The 17224-nt window shown below is 33.7% G+C and carries 17 protein-coding genes and 1 pseudogene; 14 read left to right on the top strand and 4 right to left on the bottom strand.

Annotated features, from left to right (window positions below; all coding sequences use genetic code 11):
• Positions 1-10: 10 nt before the first annotated feature.
• Positions 11-646, bottom strand: a complete 636-nt coding sequence (locus GQ596_RS09205) for an RpiB/LacA/LacB family sugar-phosphate isomerase (protein ID WP_160401384.1) — start codon at positions 644-646, stop codon at positions 11-13.
• Positions 647-902: 256 nt separating this feature from the next.
• Between GQ596_RS09205 and GQ596_RS09210 the strand changes: the two genes are divergently transcribed.
• From GQ596_RS09210 to kdgR, 4 genes are all read left to right on the top strand, one after another.
• Entirely contained in the window at positions 903-2075 is a 1173-nt protein-coding gene (locus GQ596_RS09210; RefSeq protein WP_160401385.1) for an oligogalacturonate lyase family protein, read from the top strand.
• 49 nt (positions 2076-2124) lie between these two features.
• A complete protein-coding gene (locus GQ596_RS09215; RefSeq protein ID WP_160401405.1) occupies positions 2125-2919 on the top strand; it encodes a gluconate 5-dehydrogenase in 795 nt (264 codons plus the stop codon).
• An 89-nt stretch (positions 2920-3008) separates the two neighbouring features.
• Positions 3009-3329: a cupin domain-containing protein gene (locus GQ596_RS09220; protein WP_160401386.1), complete on the top strand. Its 321-nt coding sequence runs from the start codon at positions 3009-3011 to the stop codon at positions 3327-3329.
• Positions 3330-3445: 116 nt separating this feature from the next.
• On the top strand, positions 3446-4240 hold the full coding sequence (gene kdgR, locus GQ596_RS09225; RefSeq protein ID WP_160401387.1) for a DNA-binding transcriptional regulator KdgR: 795 nt from the start codon (positions 3446-3448) through the stop codon (positions 4238-4240).
• Positions 4241-4249: 9 nt separating this feature from the next.
• Here the strand turns inward: kdgR and GQ596_RS09230 are convergent, their stop codons facing one another.
• From GQ596_RS09230 to tusB, 3 genes are all read right to left on the bottom strand, one after another.
• The gene (locus GQ596_RS09230) at positions 4250-5356 is read right to left on the bottom strand and encodes an anhydro-N-acetylmuramic acid kinase (RefSeq protein WP_160401388.1); all 1107 of its coding nucleotides are present in this window, start codon (positions 5354-5356) and stop codon (positions 4250-4252) included.
• 4 nt (positions 5357-5360) lie between these two features.
• On the bottom strand, positions 5361-5924 hold the full coding sequence (locus GQ596_RS09235) for a Sua5/YciO/YrdC/YwlC family protein (RefSeq protein WP_160401389.1): 564 nt from the start codon (positions 5922-5924) through the stop codon (positions 5361-5363).
• Between the two features lie 118 nt (positions 5925-6042).
• Complete coding sequence (tusB, locus tag GQ596_RS09240) at positions 6043-6324, bottom strand: sulfurtransferase complex subunit TusB (RefSeq protein ID WP_160401390.1); 282 nt, start codon at positions 6322-6324, stop codon at positions 6043-6045.
• 132 nt (positions 6325-6456) lie between these two features.
• Between tusB and tsaE the strand changes: the two genes are divergently transcribed.
• The 10 genes and pseudogenes from tsaE to purT all read left to right on the top strand — a co-directional run bounded on the left by tsaE (position 6457) and on the right by purT (position 17017).
• Positions 6457-6930 (top strand): tRNA (adenosine(37)-N6)-threonylcarbamoyltransferase complex ATPase subunit type 1 TsaE, encoded by a 474-nt coding sequence (gene tsaE / locus GQ596_RS09245; RefSeq protein ID WP_160401391.1) that lies wholly within the window; start codon positions 6457-6459, stop codon positions 6928-6930.
• 51 nt (positions 6931-6981) lie between these two features.
• Positions 6982-7686 (top strand): annotated as a pseudogene (locus GQ596_RS09250) (N-acetylmuramoyl-L-alanine amidase); the annotation flags it as partial.
• Between the two features lie 20 nt (positions 7687-7706).
• Positions 7707-9557, top strand: a complete 1851-nt coding sequence (gene mutL / locus GQ596_RS09255) for a DNA mismatch repair endonuclease MutL (protein WP_160401393.1) — start codon at positions 7707-7709, stop codon at positions 9555-9557.
• Positions 9554-10468: a tRNA (adenosine(37)-N6)-dimethylallyltransferase MiaA gene (gene miaA, locus GQ596_RS09260; RefSeq protein WP_160401394.1), complete on the top strand. Its 915-nt coding sequence runs from the start codon at positions 9554-9556 to the stop codon at positions 10466-10468. Before mutL ends, miaA begins: the two co-directional genes overlap by 4 nt.
• A gap of 228 nt (positions 10469-10696) precedes the next feature.
• On the top strand, positions 10697-10945 hold the full coding sequence (gene hfq / locus GQ596_RS09265) for an RNA chaperone Hfq (protein ID WP_160401395.1): 249 nt from the start codon (positions 10697-10699) through the stop codon (positions 10943-10945).
• Between the two features lie 20 nt (positions 10946-10965).
• On the top strand, positions 10966-12261 hold the full coding sequence (gene hflX, locus GQ596_RS09270; RefSeq protein WP_160401396.1) for a ribosome rescue GTPase HflX: 1296 nt from the start codon (positions 10966-10968) through the stop codon (positions 12259-12261).
• A 22-nt stretch (positions 12262-12283) separates the two neighbouring features.
• Positions 12284-13504, top strand: coding sequence for an FtsH protease activity modulator HflK (hflK, locus tag GQ596_RS09275; RefSeq protein WP_160401397.1), 1221 nt, complete (start codon positions 12284-12286; stop codon positions 13502-13504).
• A 10-nt stretch (positions 13505-13514) separates the two neighbouring features.
• A complete protein-coding gene (gene hflC, locus GQ596_RS09280; protein WP_160401398.1) occupies positions 13515-14444 on the top strand; it encodes a protease modulator HflC in 930 nt (309 codons plus the stop codon).
• A 15-nt stretch (positions 14445-14459) separates the two neighbouring features.
• Positions 14460-15758 carry an adenylosuccinate synthase gene (locus GQ596_RS09285; protein WP_160401399.1) on the top strand — a complete coding sequence of 433 codons (1299 nt, stop codon included), beginning with the start codon at positions 14460-14462 and terminating at the stop codon, positions 15756-15758.
• Positions 15759-15835: 77 nt separating this feature from the next.
• Positions 15836-17017, top strand: coding sequence for a formate-dependent phosphoribosylglycinamide formyltransferase (purT, locus tag GQ596_RS09290; RefSeq protein ID WP_160401400.1), 1182 nt, complete (start codon positions 15836-15838; stop codon positions 17015-17017).
• The last annotated feature ends 207 nt before the right edge of the window (positions 17018-17224 follow it).

The following is a 17224-nucleotide window of genomic DNA, read 5'->3' on the forward strand; positions in this document are numbered from 1 at the left end:
ATAACGCTAATTAATCTAATAAGCTTTTGATGTAGGCTGTAATTTGAGGATCTTGGCTGTTTTCAAATAGACATTTTTGGAAACGCTCACCTTTGATTGCATCTTTAAGTAATGATTGATCAATGGATTTTAATGATTCAATTAAGCTTTTACCTGCAGCATTTTTCATTTCGTTTAAAATGATAGCATTCGCATTTTGTGATTCACGACGCTCAGGTGGATAACCTAAACCTTTTTCACCTTCAAATGCTTTTTCAAAAATATAACGTGCATTAAGCTCAGCTCCCCAGCCGAAACCTTTGGCAAAGGCCAGTGATAATGCATTACCATTATTAACTTGAGCAAATAAATAAGCATCAGTTGGTTCAATACAGTAACCACAGTTAACACCAGGAAAAGCATTTAACGCCATAAGAGCTCCTTGTCCTGTACCACAGCCGGTAATAACAAAGTCAACCGCTTTACTATTTAATAAGATAGCGCTAATAATGCCTAAATGAACGTAAGTTAATTTGTTGTCGTTGTCACCATCCATTCCTACATTGAAAACAGTATGTCCATGTTTTTCAGTTACATTTTTTAATTCATTTAGAATAATTGGATTTTTAGCCGCTTGGCTAAATTCATTCATTAGTGCTATTTTCATGATTTACCTCTATTTTTTAAGTAATAACAAATTATAAAAAAACAGTTTTTGTTATTGTTATTAATATATTTTGTTTTTATTATAAGCTATAAAAAAAATATATCAATTTTTTAACTAAAATAAAATGATGTTTTAATAAATTTATTGCAATGTGATAAAAGTCACAAAACCATCTCTTTTTTTATATTACTATAGCCAAAAATAATAATTTAACGTCTTTTATTCTTTTAATTTTTTTTAAATTTAGGGAGTTTATATGGCTAAAGGGAATATTGTAAAATTATCATTTTCTTCTTTTATTGATGATGATTCAAAAAATGAAATTATTCGTTTAACACCTGAAGGAGTTTTATGTCATCGTAATTATTTTTACCAAAAATGTTTTACAAATGATGGAAAAAAAATTCTTTTCGCCGGAGAATTTGACACTAATCGTAACTATTATTTACTTGATATTGAAAACCAGACAGCAAAACAACTAACGGAAGGATCTGGTGATAATACTTTTGGTGGTTTTTTATCTCCTGACGATAAATTTCTATATTACGTTAAAAATGAACGGAATTTACAACAAGTAAACCTCGAAACTTTAGAAGAAAAAAATGTTTATACTGTACCTGAACAATGGGTTGGTTATGGTACTTGGGTGGCCAATAGTGATTGTACTGAGATTGTTGGTATTGAAATTGATAAAAAAGACTGGACGCCGTTAACTGATTGGAACATTTTTAAAGCATTTTATAGTAAAAATCCACATTGTCGTTTGATCAAAATTGATATAGTAACTGGTGTCTCTACAACCGTTATTGACCAAAATGTTTGGTTAGGACATCCTATTTTTAGGCCTTTTGATGATAATACCGTTGCCTTCTGTCATGAAGGACCTCATGACTTAGTGGATGCAAGAATATGGTTAGTGGATCGTGATGGTAAAAATGAACGTAAAGTTCATGATAATTTGGCTGGTGAAAGTTGTACTCACGAGTTTTGGGTTCCGAATGGATCTGGGCTTGCTTATGTTTCATATATAAAACATAAGCAAGAGCGTTATATTCGTCTTTATAATCCTGTTACTAATGAAGATAAAGAAATTATGGAAATGCCTGCTTGCTCACATTTAATGAGTAACTTTGATGGTTCTCTTTATATTGGTGACGGAACAGGAAGTCCTGTGGATGTAGTTGATACCAGTAGTTATAAAATTGAAAATGACCCTTGGTTATATATTTTGGCGCCTAAAACTAAAACGGCTCATAAATTAGTCAAACATAATAGCTCTTGGCGAGTATTAGATGGCGATCGCCAAGTGACTCATCCTCATCCATCGTTTTCGCCTGATAATCAATATGTTTTATACTCGTGTGATGCGCAAGATGAGCCTGCTCTTTATTTAACAAAAGTACCTGCTAATATTTTAAAAGAAATGTGATAGCCCCTGTTTTGTTCGTCATAAATATAATGGAGAAATAACTATGTCGATTTTAAATAAATTTTCACTTGAAAATAAAGTTGCACTTGTTACTGGTGCTTCTTACGGTATTGGTTTTGAAATTGCCAAATCCCTTGCTTCAGCTGGGGCAAAAATCGTATTTAATGATGTTGTACCTGAAAATTTACAGAAAGGGCTTGATTCATATAAAGCTGAAGGTATTAACGCACACGGATATTTATTTGATATTACTGATGAAAAATCCGTTGAAAAAGCTATTGCACAAATTGAACAACAACATGGTGTGATTGATATTTTGGTGAATAATGCTGGGATTATTCAACGTAAATCAATGTTGGAAACCAGTGCCGCTGATTATAGAAAAATTATTGATATTGATTTAACAGGTCAGTTTATTATGGCAAAAGCAGTATTGCCGTCTATGATCAAAAAAGGTAGCGGAAAAATTATTAATATTTGTTCTATGATGAGTGAGTTAGGGCGAGAAACAGTAGTAGGATATGCGTCAGCCAAAGGCGGTTTAAAAATGTTAACCAAAAACATTTGTTCTGAATTTGGAAGCGCTAATATTCAATGTAATGGTATTGGTCCTGGTTATATTGCTACACCACAAACGGCGCCATTACGTGAAAAACAAGCTGATGGATCTCGTCACCCATTTGATCAGTTCATTATTGCTAAAACACCTGCCGGCCGTTGGGGTACTCCAGATGATTTAGCTGGAGCGGCTGTTTTTTTAGCATCTGATGCATCAAATTTTGTTAATGGTCACATTTTGTATGTTGATGGCGGTATTTTAGCATATATCGGTAAACAGCCTTAATTGAATACTAACCAAAATTGACTGATATAAGAGATAAAAAGTTTTTGCTTTATTATCTCTTTAATGTTTTAAATATTTAGGAGATCTGTATGTTTTGTTTTAATTCAGATTGTGAATTAATTGATTTAGGTAGTGGTGTTAAACGTAAGATATTAGCTCATGATGGGAATTTGATGGCAGTTGAAGTTCATTTTGAAGCTGGTGCAATTGGTATTATGCATCATCACCCACATGAACAATTAACGTATGTTTTATCAGGTGAATTTGAATTTACTATTGGTAATGAAACTAAAATTGTTCGTGCTGGTGATACTTTATATAAGAAACCAAATATTGAACATGGTTGTGTTTGTAAACAGGCTGGCGTATTAATTGATATGTTTACTCCGCAAAGATTGGATTTTTTATAAAATAGCTAGTAACTAGTCATGATTATATATGATATAATTTCGAGAATTTTAGTTCGTTCTAATTTATCATTTTATAATTAAATAATGACTAATTATTGTAAGGAGATGTGCTTATCATGAACGATAGTTCACCAGAATCCGTTGCTTCAGTTTTGAAAGTTTTTGGGATTTTAGAGGCTTTATCTGAGTCAAAAGACATTGCAATATCAGAATTATCGCAAAAAGTAATGATGCCCAAAAGCACAGCTTATCGTTTTTTACAAACTATGAAATCGTTAGGTTACGTTAATCAAGAAGAAGATTCAGACAAGTATTCATTGAATTTGAAACTTCTTGATTTAGGTAACCGAGTACTTTATCACCAAAATTTTTTGGCTATTGCTGATTTGGAAATGAGAAAATTACGGGATAAAACTAAAGAAACTATCCATTTAGCTGTTCGTGAAGGTGATCAAATAATCTATGTTAATAAAGTTGCTTCCGAACAATATAGTCTTTGTTTAACTTCTAAAATTGGTAATCAAGCTGCAATTCACGCTAGCGGGCTCGGTAAAGTTTTATTAGCTTGGTTAGACGATGAAAGCAAAAAGAACTTGGTTAATAATATTGATTTTGTAAGGTATACACCAAAAACGATTACTAGCAAAGAGGCTTTTTTATTAGAACTTGATGAAGTTAAACGTTGTGGATATGGTAAAGATGATGAAGAATCTGAGCTTGGATTACGATGTTTTGCAGTGCCGATTTATAATCGCTTAGGTAATATCATTGCAGCATTGAGTTTATCAACATCTATTTTTAGATGTAATACGGCGGAAGAAGAAGCGAAACAGGTTAGTGAAATTAGCCAATCTGCGGCAAAAATATCAGAATTGATTGGTTTCAATAAGCAATCAAAATCTTTGGATTAATTGCAGTAATTATTGATATATCACCCCCAAATATACTGCTTGGCTAGCTCCGGTAACTTTAGGAATATTCGAAGGAATATGATTTATTCGGCAATAAGCAAGCCAAGCAAAAGCGATTGCTTCCATATCATTACTATTTATTCCTATTTCATCTGTTGCCATAACCTGCCAGTTTGGTAGTAATTCTGTTAATCTTTGCATAATAATCGGGTTTTTTGCTCCCCCACCACAAACTAGTAACTGACAAGGTAATTGTTTTTCAATAGTTAATTTATTAATTTCACGCTCAATAGATGAAGCCGTAAATTCAATTAATGTTGCTTGTATATCTTGAGGCGGTAATTGGCTATGAGTAAGTTTTTTATGTAACCAAGGTAAATTAAATAACTCACGTCCTGTACTTTTAGGTGCTGGTATTTTGAAATAATCTTCATTAAATAATTTATTCAATAAGTCTTGGCTAACTTTTCCTTTTTTTGCCCACAGTCCATCTTTATCATAACTTTTACCTAGATTTTGATTTATCCAGCAATCAAGTAGTACGTTCCCCGGTCCTGTATCGTAACCAATAGTAGGATGGTTAGGAATTAATACTGAAATGTTACTAATTCCTCCTATATTTAATACTACACGATTAATTTGTGGATCTTGTAGTACCGCTTTATGAAAAGCGGGTACCAGCGGTGCTCCTTGCCCTCCATATGCCATATCTTTTCGACGAAAATCGGCAATGGTGGTGATTCCTGTTTTTGCAGCGATAATATTGGCATCGCCAATTTGTAAGGTAAATGGATTTTCACCGTTTGGTGCATGGTAAATAGTTTGCCCGTGGCAACCAATTGCTTTTACTTGTTGTTTATCTATTTTATTGTCTTTTAAAAATTGATTGATACTATCGGCAAATAACCTACCAAGCTGATGGTCTAATTCACCCAGATTTTGTAATGTGGTTTGCTTTGTTTCACATAATGTTAATAATTGCTGCTTTAAGTCGGTGGGCATTGGGTAACAACTACTAGCTATTGATGTGATATTCTTTCCAATAATATTAACTATAGCAATATCAATTCCATCCATGCTGGTTCCTGACATCACACCAATATATAAATTTTGCATAATTTTATCCTTGTCGAATGATTCGCCCTGTTTTGATGTCTTTAATTTCGGATGGTTGCGCTCGATGGCCTGTTTCGCCTTCTAAAATCGGAAAATTCTGGCCAAACTGTTTGGCTACTTCGATGGCTGTTTTACAAGGTTCACGGTTAGAAAGATTAGCACTGGTTGAAACTATCGGTTTGCCATAAAGATCGCATAGTTTACAAACTAAGGGATGACTGGTGACCCGCACTGCAATTGAGTCAAATTTACCCGTCAAAAAGTAGGGGGTTTTTTTATTTTTAGGAAAAATCCAAGTAATAGGTCCTGGCCAGTTAGTAAGTGCTAACTGTTTTTGTTCATTAGTGATAGCTAATTCATCTATATAGGGAATCAGTTGTTGGTAATGACTAGCAATTAAAATCAAGCCTTTATCCACTGAACGGTGTTTTAGTTGTAATAGCTTTAATACGGCTAATTCACAATCAGGATCACAACCTAAACCAAAAACGGCTTCAGTAGGGTAAGCAATTACTTCGCCATTTTTTAAACAATTATTGATTTCTGGTAAAGTTAATAAATTAGCCATTAAATTTGAATATGAGCTGAGTATAAATGTGATTTATATTAACCCTAGGTCGTAGGTTTTGTAAATTGGTATTATTTAGCTTTTAAATCGTTATAATAATAAGTTTTAAGCGCTATTGTTACTCCCAGTTTATTTGGGGATAATTGTTAGCTGTAAGTTCAACAACTTGTTGTATATTAATAACTTTAAGTCTTGAATCAATCATTTTTTTTAGTCCTCGAGCTTCTATATCGCTGTTTATAATATAGCAATGCTCGGTTTTGTTCATAATATCATTCAATAATGAGTTGTTTTTTAGAGCTAGAAAAACACCATTTTGCCAGAATAATACGGCGTCTTGAGCTGATATTAATTGTGGATTTATGGTTGATTGATTTGTTGTTGATATAGTATGTAGCATTATTTTTACTTCTTATACTAAAACGTAGTATTTCCTGATAAGTTTTTTACAAAGCCAAGCTTATCTTGGTTAGTACATCTTTGATGGTTATTAGTATATAATGAGAACTATTTATTGAGCAAAGAATTCATCATGAAACCAATTATTTTAAGCGATGAGCAACAAACTATTTTGTTTGGTAGTAAACTTGCCAAACTGTGTTTAAACTATTTATCTGAGCATGATGATACAATTGTTATCTATTTAATTGGTGATCTTGGTGCCGGTAAAACGACGTTTAGTCGTGGTTTTTTACAGCAATTAGGACATGTTGGTAATGTAAAAAGCCCAACTTATACGTTAGTAGAACAGTATCAATTTGATAATTTTTCAGTTTATCATTTTGATTTGTACCGGCTTTGTGACCCAGAAGAGCTAGAGTTTATGGGAATTCGTGAATATTTTTCTTCACGAGCAATTTGTTTAATTGAGTGGCCGCAGCAAGCTAACGGTATTTTGCCAAGTGCAGATCTTGAAATTGATTTAGCTTATTTAGAGCTTGAACGAACCGTTTTAGTACAGGCAACAAGCAAGAAAGGTCAAACGATTATTAATTTATTACAATAGAAATAAACAATGAAAAAACTACTCACTTTTTTTATGTTATTACTGCTTTGTAGTTCTGCTTATGCAGCTAAAGTTGTAATTGCTGTTGATGCGGGGCATGGTGGTAAAGATTCTGGCGCAATAGGAAAAAATAATTTGTATGAAAAGACTGTTACTTTTTCAATTGCAAAAAAATTAACTAATTTGTTGAATAAAGATTCTAATTTTAAGGGGGTGCTAACCCGTACCAGTGATAATTTTATTTCGGTTTCTCAACGTTCAGAAATTGCTCGTAAAAATAAAGCTAATTTATTAGTTTCTGTTCATGCCGATGCCGCACCAAATAGGAGTGCAACAGGTGCCTCAGTCTGGGTTTTGTCGACTAAACGTGCTGATACAGAGCTTGGTCGTTGGCTTGAACAAGACGAAAAGCAGTCACAATTATTAGGTGGAGCAGGTGATGCGCTTAGTGATGATCACGATCCCCATTTGAGTCAAGCGGTATTAGATTTACAGTTTTCTTATTCTCAACAAGTGGGTTACGAGCTAGCAAAGCAAGTATTAAAAGAGATGAAGGGAACAATAAAATTACATAAATCAGTTCCTGAACATGCAAGTTTAGGCGTATTACGTTCGCCAGATATCCCATCTATTTTAGTTGAGGTTGGTTTTATTTCTAATCAAAATGAAGAAACTTTACTTGGTAGTAATGCTCATCAAGATAAAATAGCTAAAGCTATTTATCAAGGTATAAAAAATTATGTTAAACAAAATCCAAAATTTGGAGAGCAGCATTAATGGCAATTCATATTCTTTCACCCCAATTAGCTAATCAAATCGCAGCTGGTGAGGTGGTAGAACGTCCAGCTTCTGTTATTAAAGAGTTAGTTGAAAATAGCCTTGATGCGGGTAGTACTCAAATTGATATAGAGCTTGAGCAAGGTGGTTGTAAGTTAATTCGTATTCGTGACAATGGCTGCGGTATTGCGAAAGATGAATTGGCTTTAGCGCTTGCGCGTCATGCAACCAGTAAAATTAGTTCATTAGATGATTTAGATGCGATTATTAGTCTTGGTTTCCGTGGTGAGGCTTTAGCGAGTATTAGCTCGGTTGCTAGATTGACATTAACATCACGCACTTTAGAACAATCTGAGGCATGGCAAGTTTATGCTGAAGGTCGAGATATGAAGCCTATTATTAAACCAGCGGCTCACCCAGTGGGATCTACTGTGGAAGTGCTTGATCTGTTTTATAATACGCCTGCAAGGCGTCGTTTTTTAAAAACAGAAAAAACCGAATTTATGCATATCGAGGAATTTGTTCGGCGTATTGCGCTATCTCGTCCTGATGTAACTTTTAATTTGCAACATAATGGTAAATTAATAAAACAGTATCGTTTATCTTCTCTAGAAAAAAGGGTTGAATTAGTTTGTGGACGATCTTTTATGCAAAAAGCGATAAAACTTGACTGGCAGCATGATGATTTGCTTATTCAAGGTTGGGTTACTAGTAGTGAAGTAAGTAATTTACAATATTTTTATGTAAATGGTCGAGTTATCAAAGATAAATTACTGAATCATGCGTTACGTCAAGCTTATGTTAGTCGAACTAATGAGCAACAGAGCTATGTGATTTTTTTAAAAATTGATCCTAAGCAAGTCGATGTTAATGTTCATCCAACTAAACATGAAGTCCGTTTTCATGAAGCTAGGCTAGTTCATGATTTTGTTTATCAAGCGATTGTTATGGCGCTTGATTCTAATCTACCAGTAACAGAAGAAAAACCAACAATAACGCCCAATCGTCAAGCTGCGGGTGAAAATATTTTTAACCAACAAACGATTCATAAACCCTATCAGGTAATTAATGAGCCAAAGAAAAAAACAAGTAATTATATTAAAGAAAATGCGTTGTATGGTCAGTTAGTCCATGTTGAACCTTTTCAAGGAGTCACACAAATTGAGTTCAAAAAGCCAATTTCAGTAGTAGAAGAAGATAAAATCACTGAACCACAAAAAGCGGTGATTGAAGCATTATTTCCTAAACGAAATACATCATTACAATCATTGAAGAATCAAATTGATAGTTCAAAATTAGTTCAATTTGGTCGGGTGCTAACGGTTATCCAACCTGACGTTGCTTTACTTGAAAAATATGAAGATAATCAGCAAAAATTAATGCTAATGAAATTACCTATTGCTCAACAAAAAGTTATCGAGATTAAGTTATTGTCACAAGAATCTGAAAAATTGCTTATCCCATTAACCATTTTAATTAATCATAAAGAGCAGCAAGTTCTTATTACTAATCAAACACAATTAAATTCTTTAGGGTTTGATTTTTATATTGATAAAGCAAAGCTATATTTGCAAAATGTTCCTAAAACATTACGCTCTATCAATTGGCAAAAAGTGTTACCTGCTTTAATCGCTTTTATTTTGTCATCAGAAAAGGACTTTTTCGAACCAACTCAAATTTCAGCTTGGTTAGCTAGCCAGTATAATGATAATTATGCAGCAAATTGGAGTGTGGATAACGTAGTTCATTTACTTGCTCAGTTAGAACAAGTGGATATTAATTTGTTACATCAAGAATCATTTTTATATCCGATTGATATACAATTTTTAACACAATCAGTTTTATCATGAACAAACCAAAAATTATTTCGCTAATGGGACCAACAGCTTCTGGTAAAACAGCATTTGCTATGATGCTTTATGATCGTTATCCCGTTGATATTATAAGTGTCGATTCAGCTTTAATTTATCGTGGTATGGATATTGGTACCGCTAAGCCAACTAAAGAAGAACAAAAAAAGTATCCACATAAATTGATTGATATTTGTGATCCAGCAGAAAGTTATTCAGCTGCAAATTTCCGGCAGGATGCATTGATGGAAATTGAAAAGTCATTGGAAAAGGGGCGAATTCCTCTATTGGTAGGTGGTACCATGCTCTATTTTAAAGCTTTGATCGAAGGGCTTTCTCCTCTTCCTGCGGCTAATAGTGAAATTCGTGAGCAAATAGAGAATAAAGCTAATAAATTAGGGTGGAAAGCGATTCATGAAGAATTAAAAAAAGTGGATCCTGTTTCTGCTGAAAGAATTCATCCTAATGATCCTCAACGTCTTAATCGAGCATTAGAGGTATATTTGATTTCAGGTAAAAGCCTAACAGAACTTACACGAGAAAGTGGTAAAGCATTACCATACGATATTATGCAATTTGCTATTATGCCGCAAGATAGATCTCAATTACATGAGCGTATTGAGCAACGTTTTTTACAAATGCTTGATGACGGATTTGAAAATGAAGTTAAAGTACTCATGCAGCGAGCTGATTTGCATTTAAATTTGCCTTCTATTCGTTGTGTTGGTTATCGTCAAATGTGGGAATATTTAAATGGTGATACAAGTTATGACGAAATGGTTTTTAAAGGTATTTGTGCCACAAGACAATTAGCTAAAAGACAAATTACGTGGCTTCGTAATTGGAAGCAACCCGTTACATGGTTAGATTCTAATAATATTATTAGTAACGTCTTTGATCATGTTTTCTGACTTTAAATTTATTTTTGTTTTTTTAGTATTTATTTTCTATTATTTTGTAAATTTATTAAAATTTTAGTTATTTTTGCATAAATTTAAACTGACTGGTTTAATAGCTGGGTTTTTTGTGTTATTTTGGTACACGTTAAACAAGTATCTTATATTTAAAATTAAATAGATATTTATTTTTTATTACAGTTATTTTACCATCACATTATTATCATTTTAAAGGATAAACTCATGTCAAAAGGGCAGTCATTACAAGATCCTTATTTAAATTTGCTTCGTCGAGAGCATATTCCAGTGTCAATTTATTTAGTTAATGGTATTAAGCTGCAAGGACAAATTGAATCATTTGATCAGTTTGTTATTTTGTTAAAAAATACTGTCAGCCAAATGGTATATAAACACGCTATTTCAACAGTTGTCCCATCTAGACCTATTTCTGGACTATTAGTGTCTCAATCTGAAGAGGAAGATGAAAGCTAATATTTTAGTGGAGAATTTACTTGTTTGAACGATATAAAGGTGGTGAAACTGCCTTATTAGTCCATGTATTCTTCCCCCAAGAAAGCGATATCGAGGATCTTAAAGAGTTTGAAGTTTTAGTTTCTTCTGCTCAAATAGATATTCTCGATATTGTGACAACTTCAAGAAAAGCGCCTCAGACCAAATATTTTATTGGTGAAGGTAAAGCGCAAGAGGTAGCAGAAAAGGTTAAGCAACTTGATGCTTCTGTTATTTTAGTCAACCATACTTTAACTCCCTCCCAAGAACGTAACTTAGAACAATTGTGTAAATGCCGTGTTGTTGATAGAACAGGCTTAATTCTTGATATTTTTGCGCAACGCGCCAGAACTCATGAAGGTAAATTGCAAGTTGAATTAGCGCAATTACAGCATCTTTCTACCCGTTTAGTTCGGGGTTGGACACATTTAGAACGACAAAAAGGTGGGATTGGTTTACGTGGGCCCGGTGAAACTCAATTAGAAACAGATAGAAGGTTGATTCGTCATCGTATTCAGTTAATTTTATCAAGACTTGCTAAAGTTGAAAAACAGCGTAATCAAAATCGTCAATCAAGAAATAAAGCTGATTTATCAACAGTATCTTTAGTTGGATATACTAATGCTGGTAAATCAACACTATTTAATGCATTAACAAATGCAAATGTGTATGCTGCTAATCAGCTATTTGCTACACTTGATCCAACGCTACGAAGAGTTATTGTTGATGATGTTGGTGAAGTTGTTTTAGCTGATACTGTTGGTTTTATTCGCCATTTACCTCATGATCTTATTGCGGCTTTTAAAGCAACATTACTTGAAACGCAAGAAGCAACATTGTTACTACATGTCATTGACGCAGCAGATCCTAATTTATTGGATAATATGCATGCCGTTGATGAAGTGTTGCTTGAAATCGATGCTCACGAAATTCCAACATTACTTGTTATGAATAAAATTGATTTAATAGAAGGTAAACAACCAAGTATTGATCGAGATGAACATGGTATGCCAATTCGAGTTTGGATTTCAGCGCAAAATGGTTTAGGATTAGATCTTTTATTTATTGCATTAAAAGAAAGGCTTTCTAAACAAATTCAAGTTTGTCAATTAAGCTTACCAACTCATTTGGCAAGGCTTAGAAGTCGTTTTTATCAGCTAAATGCGGTAGAACATGAATTTATTAATGATGATGGTAGTTTTCATTTAGATGTGAGAATGCCTTTAATTGAATGGAATCGTCTCTGTAAACAAGAGCCAGATCTGTTATACTTAATCGATAAACAAAATAGCAACTAATTGTTAAATGGAGCATATAAATATGGCGTGGAATCAGCCCGGTAATAACGGACAAGATAACGATCCATGGGGTAATAATAATAACAAAAAACCAACTAATAATTCGTCTACTGGTTTATTTGATAACGTTAAGAAATTATTTAAAAAAGGTAATTTTGGTAATAATAGAGGTGGCTCTGGGATTAAATTACCGATGAATACTACTAGAATTATTGTATCTGTAGTTGTTTTACTGGTTATTATTTGGGGTATGAGCGGTTTTTATGTTATCAATCAAAATGAACGTGGTGTGGTTACTCGCTTTGGTAAAGTTCAACCCGAAATTATTCAGCCTGGATTAAATTGGAATCTACCTTTAGTTGATAAAGTGTATAAAGTTGATACACAAAGTACGCATAATTTTAATCTAGACGGTTTTATGATAACAACCGGTGATGATTTGGGTTTTGTTGGTATGAAGGTAGAATATAGCGTTGTCGATCCTATTAAATATTTATTTAATGTCACTAATGTTAAAGATAGCCTACAACAAGCAGCGGATAGTGCTTTGCATACTGAATTTGATAGATCTGGTGTGAATAGTGACCTTACAGATGGTAGTTCTGAACTAGTAAATCGTATAAAAGATGAGTTAACTAATATTATCAGTAATTATAATATGGGAATTGGTATAGTAGATATTAATTTCCAAACAGTTAGTCCTTCTCAAGCAGTACAAGAAGCTTTTAGTAATGTTATGAAAGCTCAGAAAGATAAAAAAAATGAAATAAATGAAGCTATAAATAAAAAGAATAAACAAATTGAAGAAGCAAAAACTCAATCTGCTGTTATGCTAGCTAATGCAAATGCATATAAAGTAAAAGTGGAACTTGAAGCTGCTGGTGATGTGGCTCGTTTTGAAAAAATCTTACCACAATATAAAGTGGCACCAGAACTTATAAAAGAACATTTATATATTGAAACGATGGAAAGGATATTAGCCAAAACTAGCAAAATTATAGTTAATGATAAAAGTGGAAATTTAATGGTTCTACCATTAGAACAACTGTTAAAAAATAAAAATGAAAAAAATTCTAATTTAGGGGCTTTACCAAACCAAAATAGTAAAGATACATCGAGTTCTTCTGAAGCAGTAAAAGATCAGTCTCAGACAACAGTGGAATCACCTAAAGAGGTTAAAAACAGCACGAATAACTCTAATGTCGGCAATACTGCGCGGACTCCACGGTTTTTAGGGAAATAAGGAGATAAATATGCGCAAATTATTGATTCCTATAATATTGATTTTAGTTGGTTTGTTTTTTTCTAGTGCTTATGTTGTTGAAGAAGGAACTCGTGGTGTTGTTTTACGATTTAATAAAATTATAAAATTATCTGATCCTGGATTGCATTTTAAAATTCCGGGAATGGATAAGGTTAAAGTTATTGATGCTAAGATCCGAACTATTAATAATTCAAATAACACGGATCGGGATCAAAAATTCATAACTCGTGAAAATAAAGATTTAGTTGTTAATTATTTTGTACAATGGAGAGTTGTTGATTTTAATCGATACTACGAAGCTATTACTACAGGAAATAATAGTGTTGAAAATTTATTGTTTGCTCAAGTAAATAGTTGTTTAAAGACTGAAATTGGCAAACTAGATACTATTGATATTCTTAATGGTTCTCATACTTCTATTTTGGCGAGTATTAAAAATGCATTAAACGCTCCCACTCAGGAAACTGTTGAAAATAAATCAGCAGAAAATATTGTTAATGAGGCTGAAAAAGATTCTGAAAGTAATAAAATAAGTATAAAATCTTTTGGTATTGAAATTGTTGATATTCGTATAAAGAAAATTGATTTTCCTCAAGAAGTGTCTAAATCTATTTATGAAAAAATGAAAGAAAATCAATACGATCAAGGTGTTAATAGAGCGAATGAAATACAAGCAGAGGCGACACTGGAAGTCACAAAAATATTATCTGAAGCTGAACGGCAATCTCAAGCTATTCGTGGAGAAGGAGATGCTAATGCGGCTAAAATTTATGCTGATGCTTTTAGTAATGATGTAGAATTTTTTAGTTTTATCCGTAGTTTGAAAGCTTATGAACAAAGCTTTACAGGTAATGATGTCATGGTTATTAGCCCTGACAGTGAGTTTTTGCAATATATGAAATTAAAATCTAATAATTAAATGAGTAAATAATCTATGAGTAATAATGTTGTTGTGTTAGGTACACAATGGGGTGATGAAGGCAAAGGTAAAGTTGTTGATTTACTCACAGAAAAAGCAAAGTATGTTGTTCGTTATCAAGGTGGGCACAATGCTGGTCACACATTAGTGATTAATGGTGAAAAAACAGTATTACATTTAATTCCATCAGGTATTTTACGTAATGATGTAATAAGCATTATTGCAAATGGTGTTGTGCTATGCCCTGATGCTTTGATGAAAGAAATGAAAGAGTTAGAAAATAGCGGCATTCCTGTTAAAGAAAGGCTTCTTATTTCTGAATCATGTCCTTTAATTTTGCCTTATCATATTGCGTTAGATCAAGCTCGTGAAAAAGCGCGTGGCAGTAAAGCTATTGGAACAACTGGGCGTGGTATTGGGCCAGCTTATGAAGATAAAGTTGCTCGTCGTGGACTCCGTGTTGGTGATTTACGCGATCGCCAAGCTTTTGCTGAAAAACTAAAAGAAGTGATGGAGTATCATAATTTTCAATTAGTTAATTATTATAAAGCAGAAGCTGTAGACTATCAGAAAGTTTTAGATGATACATTAGCAATTGCCGATATTCTGATCTCAATGATTGCTGATGTGCCTGCTTTATTGGAAGATGCCCGTAAAAAAGGCGAAAAGATCATGTTTGAAGGTGCACAAGGTACATTACTTGATATTGATCATGGCACTTATCCTTTTGTTACTTCTTCTAATACTACAGCTGGTGGCGTTGCGACAGGTTCTGGTTTTGGTCCTCGCTATGTTGGTTATGTACTTGGTATTGTTAAGGCTTACTCTACACGTGTTGGTGCTGGCCCATTCCCAACAGAGTTATTTGATGATGTGGGTGAATACCTTTGTAAGCAAGGTAATGAATTTGGTGCAACGACAGGTCGCCGTCGTCGTACAGGGTGGCTTGATGCAGTTGCTGTTCGTAAAGCAGTACAACTCAATTCTGTTTCTGGATTTTGTTTAACTAAACTTGATGTATTAGATGGGCTTAAGGAAGTAAAAATCTGCGTTGGTTATCAATTACCAGACGGTAATGTGATAAAAAATGCACCAGCAGCAGCTGAAGAGTGGAGTTTAGTCAAACCTGTTTATGAATCAATGCCTGGTTGGAGTGAGTCAACTTTTGGTGTTAAGCGTTATGATGCCTTGCCACAAGCAGCAAAAGATTATATTAAACGAATTGAGGAGTTGACTGAAACGCCAATTGATATAATCTCAACAGGTCCAGATCGTAGTGAAACAATGATTTTGCGCGATCCTTATGAAGCATAACTTAGTTTATTAAAAATCGGGACTATATCCCGATTTTTTATTTTGGAATATATTAGTTAATAAACATAAAGGTAATTATGACAAGATTAGGTACTCCGTTATCACCGGCTTCAACTAAAGTATTACTATGTGGTGCAGGCGAACTAGCTAAAGAAGTTGTTATTGAGTTACAGCGATTGGGGTGTGAAGTGATTGCGGTGGATCGTTATCCAGATGCACCGGCAATGCAAGTCGCTCATCGTTACCATATTGTTAATATGTTAGATGGTGATGCTTTAAAAAAAATCATTGAAATAGAAAAACCAGATTATATTGTTCCTGAAATAGAAGCAATTGCAACCAATACATTAATTGAATTGGAAAAAGATGGTTTTACCGTTATTCCTACTGCAAAAGCCACACAATTGACTATGAATCGGGAAGGTATTCGTCGACTTGCTGCCGAAGAATTAAACTTACCTACATCCTCCTATCGGTTTGCATCAAATGAAGAAGAGTATAAAGCAGCGGTTAAGGAACTTGGTTTTCCTTGTTTGGTTAAACCAGTTATGAGCTCTTCAGGTAAAGGGCAATCTTTATTAAAAAGTGAAGCAGATATTGAATCTTCATGGAAATATGCGCAAGAAGGTGGGCGAGCGGGCGGTGGAAAAGTTGTCATTGAAGGCTTTATTGATTTTGATTATGAGGTGACATTGTTAACCGTTAGGCATATTCATGGGGTTTCATTTTGTGAACCTATCGGACATCGTCAAGAAAAAGGTGATTACCGAGAATCTTGGCAACCACAGCAAATGTCCAACAAGGCATTAAACTTAGCAAAAGACATTGCAACTAAAATAACTGATGCTTTAGGTGGGCGTGGTTTGTTTGGTGTGGAATTATTTGTTAAAGGTGATCAAGTTTGGTTTAACGAAGTTTCTCCTCGTCCTCATGATACAGGTATGGTTACACTTATTTCACAAAATTTATCTGAATTTGCATTACATGCTAGAGCAATATTAGGACTACCTATTCCTATTATTGAACAATATGGAGCAAGCGCTTCAGCCGTTTTAATGGTAGAGGGGAATTCAAAACAAGTTTCTTTTGCTAATTTAGATAAAGCATTAAGTGAGCCACAAACAGATTTGCGTCTATTTGGCAAACCAGAAGTAAAAGGAATAAGAAGAATGGGCGTTGCACTAGCTAAAGCGGTAACACCCAAAGAAGCGATTAATAAGGCTATTAATGTAGTAAAACAAATAAAAATAACCTTATAAAAGTGTGTTTTGTGCAAAAAAAAATCACTTAATTCAAAAAAAGCAAATTTTTTAAAATAGGGGTTGACGTCTAGGAGTGAAGTGAGTAACATACGCAACCCTTGAGACAGCGAAGTAAAGCGACGAAATGTTGAGTTAATTAAACGCTGTTAGCTCTTTAAAAAGAAGAAACAGACAATCTGTGTGGGCACTTGCGAGACAAAAGAT

Origin of the sequence: Gilliamella sp. Pra-s60 (genome assembly GCF_009795755.1) — a bacterium.
Classification (GTDB): Bacteria; Pseudomonadota; Gammaproteobacteria; order Enterobacterales; family Orbaceae; genus Gilliamella.

Coding starts and splice junctions, on each gene's coding strand:
- tusB (WP_160401390.1), bottom strand. CDS start 6,324: ATGCTACATACTATATCAACAACAAATCAATCAACCATAAATCCACAA.
- GQ596_RS09235 (WP_160401389.1), bottom strand. CDS start 5,924: ATGGCTAATTTATTAACTTTACCAGAAATCAATAATTGTTTAAAAAAT.
- GQ596_RS09220 (WP_160401386.1), top strand. CDS start 3,009: ATGTTTTGTTTTAATTCAGATTGTGAATTAATTGATTTAGGTAGTGGT.
- mutL (WP_160401393.1), top strand. CDS start 7,707: ATGGCAATTCATATTCTTTCACCCCAATTAGCTAATCAAATCGCAGCT.
- miaA (WP_160401394.1), top strand. CDS start 9,554: ATGAACAAACCAAAAATTATTTCGCTAATGGGACCAACAGCTTCTGGT.
- GQ596_RS09285 (WP_160401399.1), top strand. CDS start 14,460: ATGAGTAATAATGTTGTTGTGTTAGGTACACAATGGGGTGATGAAGGC.
- hflC (WP_160401398.1), top strand. CDS start 13,515: ATGCGCAAATTATTGATTCCTATAATATTGATTTTAGTTGGTTTGTTT.
- purT (WP_160401400.1), top strand. CDS start 15,836: ATGACAAGATTAGGTACTCCGTTATCACCGGCTTCAACTAAAGTATTA.
- hfq (WP_160401395.1), top strand. CDS start 10,697: ATGTCAAAAGGGCAGTCATTACAAGATCCTTATTTAAATTTGCTTCGT.
- GQ596_RS09205 (WP_160401384.1), bottom strand. CDS start 646: ATGAAAATAGCACTAATGAATGAATTTAGCCAAGCGGCTAAAAATCCA.
- GQ596_RS09210 (WP_160401385.1), top strand. CDS start 903: ATGGCTAAAGGGAATATTGTAAAATTATCATTTTCTTCTTTTATTGAT.
- hflK (WP_160401397.1), top strand. CDS start 12,284: ATGGCGTGGAATCAGCCCGGTAATAACGGACAAGATAACGATCCATGG.
- tsaE (WP_160401391.1), top strand. CDS start 6,457: ATGAAACCAATTATTTTAAGCGATGAGCAACAAACTATTTTGTTTGGT.
- GQ596_RS09230 (WP_160401388.1), bottom strand. CDS start 5,356: ATGCAAAATTTATATATTGGTGTGATGTCAGGAACCAGCATGGATGGA.
- kdgR (WP_160401387.1), top strand. CDS start 3,446: ATGAACGATAGTTCACCAGAATCCGTTGCTTCAGTTTTGAAAGTTTTT.